Origin of the sequence: Kitasatospora sp. NPDC096128, from assembly GCF_040303105.1 — a bacterium.
Taxonomy (GTDB): Bacteria; Actinomycetota; Actinomycetes; order Streptomycetales; family Streptomycetaceae; genus Kitasatospora.
The window spans coordinates 147,582-158,537 of sequence record NZ_JBEOSP010000007.1; the positions used below are offsets into that span (position 1 = coordinate 147,582).

Annotated in this window: 9 protein-coding genes; 4 read left to right on the forward strand and 5 right to left on the reverse strand. The window is 71.7% G+C overall.

Annotated elements, in window-relative coordinates:
- Positions 1-141 precede the first annotated feature (141 nt).
- On the reverse strand, positions 142-1,503 hold the full coding sequence (glnA2, locus tag ABTY61_RS10780; RefSeq protein WP_030282630.1) for a gamma-glutamylpolyamine synthetase GlnA2: 1,362 nt from the start codon (positions 1,501-1,503) through the stop codon (positions 142-144).
- A gap of 174 nt (positions 1,504-1,677) precedes the next feature.
- Between glnA2 and ABTY61_RS10785 the strand changes: the two genes are divergently transcribed.
- Complete coding sequence (locus ABTY61_RS10785; RefSeq protein ID WP_350504612.1) at positions 1,678-3,435, forward strand: NAD+ synthase; 1,758 nt, start codon at positions 1,678-1,680, stop codon at positions 3,433-3,435.
- Between the two features lie 16 nt (positions 3,436-3,451).
- Here ABTY61_RS10785 and ABTY61_RS10790 read toward each other — a convergent pair whose 3' ends face one another.
- The 3 genes from ABTY61_RS10790 to ABTY61_RS10800 all read right to left on the reverse strand — a co-directional run bounded on the left by ABTY61_RS10790 (position 3,452) and on the right by ABTY61_RS10800 (position 7,112).
- Positions 3,452-4,498 (reverse strand): endonuclease/exonuclease/phosphatase family protein, encoded by a 1,047-nt coding sequence (locus tag ABTY61_RS10790; RefSeq protein WP_350504613.1) that lies wholly within the window; start codon positions 4,496-4,498, stop codon positions 3,452-3,454.
- Between the two features lie 196 nt (positions 4,499-4,694).
- A complete protein-coding gene (locus ABTY61_RS10795) occupies positions 4,695-5,324 on the reverse strand; it encodes a TetR/AcrR family transcriptional regulator (RefSeq protein WP_350504614.1) in 630 nt (209 codons plus the stop codon).
- 153 nt (positions 5,325-5,477) lie between these two features.
- Complete coding sequence (locus ABTY61_RS10800) at positions 5,478-7,112, reverse strand: MFS transporter (RefSeq protein ID WP_350504615.1); 1,635 nt, start codon at positions 7,110-7,112, stop codon at positions 5,478-5,480.
- Positions 7,113-7,389: 277 nt separating this feature from the next.
- On the opposite strand from ABTY61_RS10800, the gene panB reads away from it, so the two are divergent.
- Complete coding sequence (panB, locus tag ABTY61_RS10805) at positions 7,390-8,259, forward strand: 3-methyl-2-oxobutanoate hydroxymethyltransferase (protein ID WP_350504616.1); 870 nt, start codon at positions 7,390-7,392, stop codon at positions 8,257-8,259.
- Positions 8,260-8,386: 127 nt separating this feature from the next.
- Here the strand turns inward: panB and ABTY61_RS10810 are convergent, their stop codons facing one another.
- The gene (locus tag ABTY61_RS10810) at positions 8,387-8,821 is read right to left on the reverse strand and encodes an NUDIX hydrolase (protein ID WP_350504617.1); all 435 of its coding nucleotides are present in this window, start codon (positions 8,819-8,821) and stop codon (positions 8,387-8,389) included.
- 277 nt (positions 8,822-9,098) lie between these two features.
- On the opposite strand from ABTY61_RS10810, the gene ABTY61_RS10815 reads away from it, so the two are divergent.
- Together ABTY61_RS10815 and ABTY61_RS10820 are read left to right on the forward strand one after the other, a co-directional pair.
- Positions 9,099-10,124, forward strand: coding sequence for an ATP-binding cassette domain-containing protein (locus ABTY61_RS10815; protein ID WP_350504618.1), 1,026 nt, complete (start codon positions 9,099-9,101; stop codon positions 10,122-10,124).
- Positions 10,121-10,945 carry an ABC transporter permease gene (locus tag ABTY61_RS10820; protein ID WP_350504619.1) on the forward strand — a complete coding sequence of 275 codons (825 nt, stop codon included), beginning with the start codon at positions 10,121-10,123 and terminating at the stop codon, positions 10,943-10,945. Before ABTY61_RS10815 ends, ABTY61_RS10820 begins: the two co-directional genes overlap by 4 nt.
- Positions 10,946-10,956: the final 11 nt, after the last annotated feature.

Here is a 10,956-nt window from a genome sequence, read left to right on the forward strand (position 1 = left end):
ATGGACCCGCCCCCGCAGGCAGGTTACGCGCCCGCGCGGCCCCGCGCCGGACGTGACCGTCGGGCGGACCGCCCCCGTGACGACGGCCCCGCCGCGGCCCGGGCGGGCGACGGCGGGGCCGGAGGGGTCGGGACCCGCTGCTCAGAGCACCTGGAGGTTCTTGCGCAGCTCGAACGGGGTGACCTCGGAGCGGTACTCCTCCCACTCCTGGCGCTTGTTGCGCAGGAAGAAGTCGAAGACGTGCTCGCCCAGGGTCTCGGCGACCAGTTCGCTGCGCTGCATCAGGTCGATGGCCTCGCCGAGGTTCTGCGGCATCGGCTGGATGCCGAGGGCGCGGCGCTCGGAGTCGGTCAGCGCCCACACGTCGTCGTCGGCGCCGGGCGGGAGCTCGTAGCCCTCCTCGATGCCCTTGAGGCCGGCGGCGAGGGTGACGGCGTAGGCGAGGTACGGGTTGCAGCCGGTGTCCAGGGAGCGGACCTCGATCCGGGTGGAGCCCTGCTTGCCCGGCTTGTACATCGGCACCCGGATCAGCGCCGAGCGGTTGTTGTGGCCCCAGCAGATGTACGAGGGGGCCTCGCCGCCGGCGCCGGCGGTGCGCTGGGAGCCGCCCCAGATCCGCTTGTAGGAGTTCACCCACTGGTTGGTGACGGCGGCCGTCTCGGCGGCGTGCCGCAGCAGGCCGGCGATGAACGATCTGCCGACCTTGGAGAGCTGGTACTCGGCGCCGGACTCGTGGAAGGCGTTGCGGTCGCCCTCGAACAGCGAGACGTGGGTGTGCATGCCGCTGCCGGGGTGCTCGGAGAACGGCTTGGGCATGAAGCTCGCGTGCACGCCCTGCTCCAGCGCGACCTCCTTCATGACCAGGCGGAAGGTCATGATGTTGTCGGCGGTGGACAGCGCGTCGGCGTAGCGCAGGTCGATCTCCTGCTGGCCGGGGGCGCCCTCGTGGTGCGAGAACTCGACCGAGATGCCCATCGACTCCAGCATGGTGATCGCCTGGCGGCGGAAGTCGTGGCCCACCCCGCGCGGGGTGTGGTCGAAGTAGCCGGACTGGTCGGCGGGGATCGGCGCGGTGCCGTCGCCGGGCAGGTTCTTCAGCAGGAAGAACTCGATCTCGGGGTGGGTGTAGAAGGTGAAGCCCAGATCGGAGGCCTTCTCCAGGGTGCGCTTGAGCACGAACCTGGGGTCGGCGTAGGAGGGCGAGCCGTCCGGCATCAGGATGTCGCAGAACATCCGGGCGGTGCCCGGGGTCTCCGAGCGCCACGGCAGGATCTGGAAGGTGGTCGGATCCGGCTTGGCGATCATGTCGGACTCGTACACCCGGGCGAATCCCTCGATCGCCGAGCCGTCGAACCCGATGCCCTCCTCGAAGGCCTGTTCCAACTCGGCCGGCGCCACCGCGACCGACTTGAGGAACCCGAGCACATCGGTGAACCACAGCCGGACGAACCGGATGTCACGCTCTTCGAGCGTCCGAAGCACGAACTGCTGCTGCTTGCCCATGGGGACAGTCTCACCTCTGCTCTTTACGCTCGTGTTACGCCCGGAAGGCCCCCGAACGACCTCCCGGAGCGATTGCCCCCATCATGGCCGATCACCGCGCGATGCGGCAGGGCCGACCCCCGGTATGCGCGCCCGCGCGGGACATTGCGTCAGTTAGACGATTAGACTTCGAGCATGCCCAATCTCCGTCTCGCCCTGAGCCAGATCGACCCCTGGGTCGGTGACCTCGCCCGCAACAGCGATGAGGTGGTGCGCTGGACCAAGCAGGCCGTGGAGGCCGGCGCCCAGCTGGTCGCGTTCCCCGAGATGGCCCTGACCGGCTACCCGGTCGAGGACCTCGCGCTGCGCGGCTCCTTCGTCGAGGCCTCGCGCGGCGCCCTGGTGGAGCTGGCGGGCCGGCTGGCCGACGACGGGCTGGGCGAGGTGCCGGTGGTGGTCGGCTACCTCGGGCGCTCCGAGCACGCCTCGCCGCGCTTCGGCCGCCCGGCCGGCTCGCCGCAGAACTGCGCCGCGGTGCTGCACCGGGGCGAGGTGGTCACCCGCTTCGCCAAGCACCACCTGCCCAACTACGGCGTCTTCGACGAGTTCCGCTGGTTCGTCCCCGGCGACCAGCTGCCGGTGCTGCGGCTGCACGGGGTGGACGTGGCGCTGGCGATCTGCGAGGACATCTGGCAGGACGGCGGCCGGGTCACCGCCGCCCGCGAGGCCGGGGCCGGACTGCTGCTGGTGGTCAACGGCTCCCCGTACGAGCGGAACAAGGACGACCAGCGGCTGGAGCTGGTACGGCGGCGCGCGACCGAGGCCGGCTGCACCCTGGCGTACGTCAACATGGTCGGCGGCCAGGACGAGCTGGTCTTCGACGGCGACTCGATCGTGGTCGGCGCGGACGGCGAAGTCCTGGCCCGCGCACCGCAGTTCGAGGAGCACCTGGTGCTGCTCGACCTCGACCTGCCGGCCGCGAGCAGCGACCACACCGACGGCCTGCTGCTGAGCGACGGGCTGCACCTGGTCCGGACCGAGCTGGGCGACGAACCGGCCCCGGTCCCGGCCGGCCCGCCCGCCGCCGCCGGCATCGCGCCGCGGCTGTCCGACGAGGCCGAGATCTGGGCCGCACTGGTCTCCGGCACCCGGGCGTACGTGGTCAAGAACGGCTTCCGGTCGGTGCTGATCGGGCTCTCCGGCGGCATCGACTCGGCGCTGGTGGCCGCGATCGCGGTGGATGCGCTCGGCGCCGGGAACGTGCACTGCGTCTCGATGCCCAGCCGCTACTCCTCCCAGCACTCCCGGGACGACGCGGCCGAGCTGGCCCGCCGCACCGGGCTGCACTTCCGGACCGTCTCCATCGCCCCGATGTTCGACGCCTACCTGGGCGCCGTCGAACTGACCGGTCTGGCCGAGGAGAACCTGCAGTCCCGGCTGCGCGGCACCCTGCTGATGGCGATCTCCAACCAGGAGGGGCACATCGTGCTCGCGCCCGGCAACAAGAGCGAGCTGGCGGTCGGCTACTCGACCCTGTACGGCGACTCGGTGGGCGCCTACGGCCCGATCAAGGACGTCTACAAGTCGCTGGTCTTCCGCCTCGCCCGTTGGCGCAACGAGGAGGCCGGGCGGCGCGGCGAGGTGCCGCCGATCCCGGAGAACACGATCAGCAAGCCGCCGTCCGCCGAGCTGCGGCCGGACCAGGTGGACAGCGACTCGCTGCCCGACTACGACCTGCTGGACAGCGTGCTGGACCGCTACATCGAGGGCGACGAGGGCCGGGACGCGATCGTCGCGGCGGGCTTCGACCCGGCCGTGGTGGACCGGGTGGTCCGGCTGGTCGACACCGCGGAGTACAAGCGGCGCCAGTACCCGCCGGGCCCGAAGATCTCGGTCAAGAACTTCGGGCGGGACCGCCGGCTGCCGATCACCAACCGCTGGCGCCGCGGCTGAACCAGGAGCGGCCCGGCTACGAGGAGTACCGGTAGGTGGCGGCCACCGCGAGGTGGTCGCTGCCGTCCCGGGGCAGGGTGCGGGAGTCCACCGGCTTGAGCCCGCCCTTGCTCATGATCTGGTCGATCCGCGCCATCGGGAAGGCCGCGGGCCAGCTGAAGCCGAAGCCGTCCCCGGCCGCGCCCTGGGCCGAGCGCATCTGCGAGGTGACCGGCGCCAGGCTGCGGTCGTTCATGGTGCCGTTGAGGTCGCCGAGCAGCAGGACCTTCTTCACCGGCTCGGCCTCGATCGCGTCGCCGAGCGCCTGGGCGCTGACGTCCCGCTGGTGGACGGTGAACCCGCTCTCGGCCTTGAGCCGGACGGACGGCAGGTGGGCGACGTACACCGCGAGCGGGCCCTGCGGGGTGGTGACGTGGGCCCGGAAGGCCCTGGTCCAGCCGATCTTCAGGTCCACCGGGGAGACGTCGCCGATCGGGTACTTCGACCAGAGCCCGACCGTGCCCTCCACGGTGTGGTACGGGTACGCCCCGGCGAGACCGGTCTCGTAGGTCCGCAGCTGGTTGCCGGCCAGCTCCTGGAGGGCGACGATCTGGGCGCCCGAGGCCACCAGGCCCCGGATGGTGCCCGGCACGTCGGTGTTGCCCGCCTCGACGTTGTGGCTGACCACCGTCCAGTCGCCCTGGCCGCCGCTCTTGTCGGACACCAGCCCGCCGAACAGGTTGACCCACAGCACGGCGGGCACCAGCAGGGCGAGCAGCGCGGTGGCGGAGCGGCGCAGCAGCGCGGGCACCAGCAGCACCGGGACGGCCAGGCCCACCCAGGGCAGGAAGGTCTCCAGCAGGCTGCCGAGGTTGCCGACGCTGTTGGGCACCTGGGCGTGGCAGCCCAGCAGCACGCCGGTGAGCAGGGCCAGCAGGGCGATCAGCAGCCCGCGCCGCCAGGTGCCGGAGCCGCGGGCGTCCCGCCCCCAGTGCCGCAGGCCGAGGAAGCCGCCGGTACGGCCGGCCGCCGCGCCCGCACCGCCACGGGCCGTGGTCCGTTCGGTGCTGTCCGCCTGCGCCATGCCGTGGCTCCCGTCGCTCGTGCCGTCGCCGGCCCGGTGTCCGGTCCGTGGGGGTACGGGCGCGGCGCCGGACTGGTGCCGGTTTGATCGGATACCCGGCTCAGCCTATGCCGGGACAGACGCGCGGCCCCGGGAGCGGGTTCCGGCGTGGCCCGCTTTGGTGAGCCAGGCCACGTCGGACACGAAGGAGTGAACCTCAGCGGCGCGCGATGCCCTGGAGCACGGAGTCGACCAGCCGGCGGGACAGGTCCGGGTCCTCCAGGTCGGTGTCGTCCGAGAGGATGCTGCGGTAGAGGATCGGCCCCATCAGCAGGTCGGCGAGCAGGTCCACGTCGAGGTCGTCGCGGATCAGGCCCTCGGCGACGGCCTGCCGGACCGCGAGGATCCCGACCTCGCGGCGAGGCCTGATCACCCGCTCCCGGTACGCGTTGTGCAGCTCCGGCAGGGCCTGCATCTGCCCGAGCGCCGCCTTGAGCACCCAGCGGGTGCGCTTGGCCAGGCCCCGCCGGCGGATGTAGTCGACCATCGCGATCAGGTCCTCGCGGGCGCCGCGGCCGGTGGGGGCCGGGATCGGCTCCTCCAGCCGGCCGACCACGTCGACCAGCAGGGCCTCCTTGTTGGGCCAGCGCCGGTAGATGGTCGCCTTGCCGACGCCGGCGGCGGTGGCGATGCCCTCGATGGTGAGTTCGGACAGCGACTTGCCGCCGGCCATCAGGTCCTCGACGGCGGTGAAGATGGCCTGCTCGGCGGCCTCGCTGCGGGGCCGGCCGCGGCGTACCGCCGCACAGGCCTGCCCGGTGCCGGCGCTCGGCGCGTCCGTCTTCATCCCCGCTGCCTCTCCCTCGCTGGGTTCCGGGCGCGCAGGCGCCGCGGTGGGTCCGCCGGTCCGGCCCGGGGAGGGGTCGCCCCCACCCGGACCGAGGCCCCGCCGGCCGGACGTACCGGCCGGCAGGGCCATTGTCGCTCAGCCGTCCGCAGGTCAGGCGGCCGCGGCCGTCCGGGACTGGTCCTGCCGGTCGGGCACCTGCCCGCCCGGGCCGCCGGGGGCTCCGGCGGCGGCGCGGCGCGGGAGCAGGAACCAGGCGACCAGTGCGCCGATGAGCGAGATGCCGACCGAGAGCGCGGCCACCACGTGCATGGCGTGGATGAAGGCGTCGTTCGCCGGACCGATCAGGCCGTCGGCCAGGCCCCCCGGGACGTGGTCGATGAAGGCCCGGGTGGACTCCAGCGACTCGCCGGCCTTGTCCAGGTTCGCCCCGGCCTTCTCCTGCACGGCCTGGGGCAGCTGGTGCAGCGGCCCGGTCATCCCGTCGCGGTAGACGGTGGAGAGCACCGCGCCGAGCACGGCGACCCCGAGCGAGCCGCCGACCTGGCGGAAGGTGTTGTTGACGGCCGAGCCGGCCCCGGCCTTCTCGCGGGGCAGCGAGCCCATGATCGCGACGGTGACCGGCGGCATGACGTGGGCCATGCCGGCGCCCATCACCAGGCCGAGCACGATCAGCACCCAGATCGGAGTGGTCGCGGTCAGCACGATGTAGCCGACGAAGCCGAGCGCGACCAGCACCATGCCGCCCGCGGCGGTGGCGGCGACCCCGAGGCGGTCGACCACCAGCCGGGCCCGGGGGGCGAACAGCAGCTGGGCGGCGGCCAGCGGGAGCATCAGCAGACCGGCCTGCAGGGCGCTGTAGCCGCGCACGCTCTGGGTGTAGAAGACGCCGAAGAAGGAGACGCCCATCAGCGCGAAGAAGATCACCGCGACGACCACCACCGAGGCGCTGAACACCTTGTTGCGGAACCAGGTGACGTCCAGCGCGGGGAACGCCGTGCGGCGCTCGAACCAGACGAAGGCGACCAGCGCGAGGACGCCGAGCAGGGTCGGACCCCAGGCCTCGAACGCGGTGAAGTCGGCCAGCTCGCCGCCCTTGATGATGCCGTAGATCAGCGCGACCAGGCCGATGATCGACAGCAGTACGCCGACCGGGTCCATCCGGCCCGGGTTCGGGTCCTTGGACTCGGGCACCAGGACCGCCATCGCGATCACCGCGACGATCACGATCGGCACGTTGACCAGGAAGACCGAGCCCCACCAGAAGTGCTCGATCAGCACACCGCCGGTGATCGGGCCGATGGCGATGGCCAGGCCGACCGCGCCGGCCCAGATGCCGATCGCCTTGGGCTGCTCCTCGCGCTCGAAGACGTTCATGATGATGGCCAGCGTGGCCGGCATCGCGAGCGCGCCGCCGACGCCCATCAGGGCGCGGTAGCCGACGAGTTCACCGGGCGAGGCGGCCATCGAGGACAGCAGGGAGGCGATGCCGAAGACCACCATCCCGGCCAGCAGGGCGCGCTTGCGGCCGAAGCGGTCGCCGAGCAGGCCCGAGGTGAAGAGCAGCCCGGCGAACACCAGGGTGTAGGAGTTGATCGCCCATTCCAGGTCGCTCTGGGTGGCACCCAGTCCGACCGGGGCGGGGGTCGCGATGGTCTTCATCGCGACGTTGAGGATCGAGTTGTCGAGCACGACGACGAGCAGGGCGAGCACCAGGGTGCTCAGGATCGCCCAGCGCCGGCGGTGGATGGCTTCCGGCACGCGGGGTGGCGCGGCTGCGGTGGTCATTGGTCTTCCCGTCCGTGTTGGCGTGGCACTGGCGGGCATTTGCGAGTCGTTCACGTCTCGTAACCCCCCGCACCAGAGTAGCGGCCAATACGATACGAGACGACTCCGTTTCGCAAAAAGGAGGCAAAGCCCGACGGGCGCGGGGAGCCGGTGTGGCGTGGATCGCACCCCGCCGACCGCACCCCTCTTTGCGCTCACGCCGGGGCGTGCAAGCATGGAGGTGATCCGGGGACGCCGTACGGCGCCACGAGACGACAACCCTTCAGGAGCCCGTTCGATGAACGCTTCTTCGCCTTCGCCTGCCCAGAACCAGGCGTCGACCGCCACGCTCTACGGCGGGGTCACCAACCGCCGCGTCACCGTCCGCGACCTCGCCGCCGCCAAGCCGCGCGGCGAGAAGTGGGCGATGCTCACCGCCTACGACGCCCTCACCGCGGGCGTCTTCGACGAGGCCGGGATCCCCGTCCTCCTCGTCGGCGACTCGGCCGGCAACTGCCACCTCGGCTACGAGACCACCGTGCCGGTGACCATGGACCAGATGGTGATGCTCAGCGCCGCCGTCGTCCGCGGCACCCAGCGCGCCATGATCGTCGCCGACCTGCCGTTCGGCTCGTACCAGGAGTCGCCCGCGCAGGCCATGCACAACGCGGCCCGGCTGATGAAGGAGGCCGGGGTCGGCGCGGTCAAGCTGGAGGGCGGCGAGCGCAGCGCCCGCTCGATCGAGCTGCTGGTCGAGGCCGGCATCCCGGTGATGGCCCACATCGGCCTCACCCCGCAGTCCGTCCACGCCTTCGGCGGCTACCCGGTCCAGGGCCGCGGCGACGAGGCGGCCCACCAGCTGCTCCGCGACGCCAAGGCCGTGCAGCAGGCCGGCGCCTTCTCCGTGGTGCTGGAGGCCGTCCCGGCCGAGCTGGCCGCCCAGGTCACCGAGCAGCTGGCGATCCCGACCGTCGGCATCGGCGGCGGCCCGGAGACCGACGCCCAGGTGCTGGTCTGGACCGACATGGCCGGCATGACCGCGGGCCGGGTGCCCAAGTTCGTCAAGAAGTACGCCGACCTGCGCGGCGTCCTCGGCGAGGCCGCCCGCGCCTACGCGGAGGACGTCCGCTCCGGCGCCTTCCCGGCGGCGGAGCACAGCTTCCACTGACGCTTGCTGCCGCACAGGGAGTCGGCAGCGCATCGGCAGTCACCCCCTTGAGCCGCAGCAGGTCATCCCGGCCGCGGTGTGGCGGGGGCCTCGGGGAATCCGAGGCCCCCGCCACACTCTCACCGCCTCAACGGGCGATCAGCTTGCGGACCGCGTCGCTGACCTCGGGCAGCTCGGTGGGGAGTGCCCACCGGTGGGCGTCGTGTTCGGTGAGGACGACCGGTTCGGTCTTCTCCACGGTGACCGCGAAGTTGAACTGGCGGGTCGTGCCACCGCGGCTGTTCCGGTAGTCGAAGTGCCCGATGTAGCCGGTGACCTGGTCGACGGTCAGGCCGGTCTCCTCGGCGGTCTCCCGGTACATCGCGTCCAGGATCGTCTCCCCGGTCTCGACCGTTCCGGAGGGGATCTCCCACATCCCGCCCATGTAGTCGTCGGGGTTGCGCCGCACGAGCAGGACCCGGCCGTCGTGATTGATCACGGCGGCGGCGACGAAGCCGGTGATGCCGGCGGCTTCGGCGTCGGCCGCCAGGCCGGCCACGAACTCGGGGGAGGTGACGGTCACAGCAGCTCCTTGTGATGGTCGCTGATCTTGACGGCCGCGCGGACGTACTGCTCGGCCAGTTCGAGATCCTGCTCACGATGCCAGACGGGGAGCTTGATCGTGTGCGCGTGAGCCTCCTCGATCGAGGAGGCGCCACTGATTCAAAATCTTTTCCATGGTGCCGAAATGATGTGTGGGTGCGCCTCCGCGACGTGGTGACAGCCCGCTGACAGCGGTCTGGCAGTGGGGCTGGCCGCGCGACAGGGGGCTGACAGCCGGGGCGGGCAGCCTTGGGGGCATGACAGGAATCGCGACCGCCCCGAACACGCGGGGAACAGCCGGGAACGCCGTCGAGGTCCACGGCATCGTCAAGCGCTTCGGCACCACCAAGGCCCTGGACGGCGTCGACCTCACCGTCCGCGAAGGCACCGTCCTCGCCCTGCTCGGCCCCAACGGCGCCGGCAAGACCACCCTGGTACGGGTCCTCTCCACGCTGATCAAGCCGGACGCGGGCACCGCGTTCGTCGGCGGCTACGACGTCCTGCGCCAGCCCAAGCAGCTGCGCCGCACCATCGGCCTGACCGGCCAGTACGCCTCCGTGGACGAGCTGCTCTCCGGCTACGAGAACCTCTACCTGATCGGCCGGCTGCTCGACCTCTCCGGCCGCGAGTCCAAGGCCCGGGCCACCGAGCTGCTGGAGCGCTTCTCGCTCACCGAGGCCGCCAAGCGGACCGCCAAGACCTACTCCGGCGGCATGCGCCGCCGCCTCGACCTGGCCGCCAGCATGATGGGCCGCCCCCGGGTGCTCTACCTGGACGAGCCCACCACCGGCCTGGACCCGCGCACCCGCAACGAGGTCTGGGACGAGGTGCAGCGGATGGTCTCCGAGGGCAGCACCGTGCTGCTGACCACCCAGTACATGGAGGAGGCCGAGCAGCTCGCCCAGGAGCTGACCGTCATCGACCGGGGCAAGGTGATCGCCAACGGCGGCGTCGCCGAGCTCAAGGCCAAGGTCGGCGGCCAGATACTCCAGGTCCGCCCCGCCCACCCGGCCGAGCTGCCGGAGATGGCCCGCTGCCTGCACGAGAACGGGATCACCTCCGCCACCTTCTCCCCCGACGACGGCCTGCTCGCGGTGCCGCTCGTCGACGAGGCGCAGCTCACCGCCGTGATCGGGGTGCTCGGCGGGCGCGGCTTCGCGATCGCCGGCATCGACACCAAGGTGCCCAGCCTGGACGAGGTCTTCCTCGCCATCACCGGCAAGCCCACCGCCGACGCGGCCACCGCGCCCGCCGCCGACCTCGTCAAGGAGCCCGTCGCATGACCACCGCCACGCTCGCCCCCGCCCGGGCCGCGGACACCGACGAAACCCGGATCGGCCCGGCCGCCACCCTGCGCCACATCGGCGCGCTGACCCGCCGCAACCTGATGCGGATCAAGGCCGACCCGGAGTCGATGTTCGACGCCGTGCTGATGCCGATCGTCTTCACCGTGCTGTTCGTCTACGTCTTCGGCGGCGCCATCTTCGCCGGGGACCAGGACCACTACAAGCAGTTCATGATCCCCGGACTGCTCGGACAGACCGGCATGACGCTGGCACTGGCCGTCGGCACCGGCCTGAACACCGACTTCCAGACCGGGGTGATGGACCGCTTCCGGACCCTGCCGATCGGCCGGGCGTCCGTCCTGCTCGCCAAGATCGTGGCGGAGACGCTGCGGGCGCTGCTCTCCTCCGTCATCCTGCTGGCCTTCGCCTTCATCCTCGGCTTCGAGCTGAAGACCGGCGTCCCGGAGCTGCTGGCCGCGATCGGCCTGTCGCTGGTGTTCGGCATGTCGATCGTCTGGATCTCGATGCTGCTGGGCATGTCGCTGCGCAGCGCCCAGGCCGTCCAGGGCGTCTCCATGCTGGTCCTGATGCCGATGCAGTTCGGCAGCTCGATCTTCGCGCCGACCAGCACCATGCCGGGGTGGCTCCAGGCCTTCACCAAGGTCAACCCGCTGTCCGCGCTGGCCGACGCCTCCCGGGCACTGCTCAACGGCGAGGGGGCGGTGGCCCACCCGGTGATGATCGTGCTGATCTGGTCCGCCGCCTCGACCGCGATCTTCGCCCCGCTCGCGGTGGCCCGCTTCCGCAAGCGGACCTGAGCGAGCCGGGG

Excerpts from the sequence above, each read along its gene's own strand:
- ABTY61_RS10790 (WP_350504613.1), bottom strand. The coding sequence starts at position 4,498 with ATGGCGCAGGCGGACAGCACCGAACGGACCACGGCCCGTGGCGGTGCG.
- ABTY61_RS10820 (WP_350504619.1), top strand. The coding sequence starts at position 10,121 with ATGACCACCGCCACGCTCGCCCCCGCCCGGGCCGCGGACACCGACGAA.
- ABTY61_RS10800 (WP_350504615.1), bottom strand. The coding sequence starts at position 7,112 with ATGACCACCGCAGCCGCGCCACCCCGCGTGCCGGAAGCCATCCACCGC.
- ABTY61_RS10815 (WP_350504618.1), top strand. The coding sequence starts at position 9,099 with ATGACAGGAATCGCGACCGCCCCGAACACGCGGGGAACAGCCGGGAAC.
- ABTY61_RS10795 (WP_350504614.1), bottom strand. The coding sequence starts at position 5,324 with ATGAAGACGGACGCGCCGAGCGCCGGCACCGGGCAGGCCTGTGCGGCG.
- ABTY61_RS10785 (WP_350504612.1), top strand. The coding sequence starts at position 1,678 with ATGCCCAATCTCCGTCTCGCCCTGAGCCAGATCGACCCCTGGGTCGGT.
- panB (WP_350504616.1), top strand. The coding sequence starts at position 7,390 with ATGAACGCTTCTTCGCCTTCGCCTGCCCAGAACCAGGCGTCGACCGCC.
- glnA2 (WP_030282630.1), bottom strand. The coding sequence starts at position 1,503 with ATGGGCAAGCAGCAGCAGTTCGTGCTTCGGACGCTCGAAGAGCGTGAC.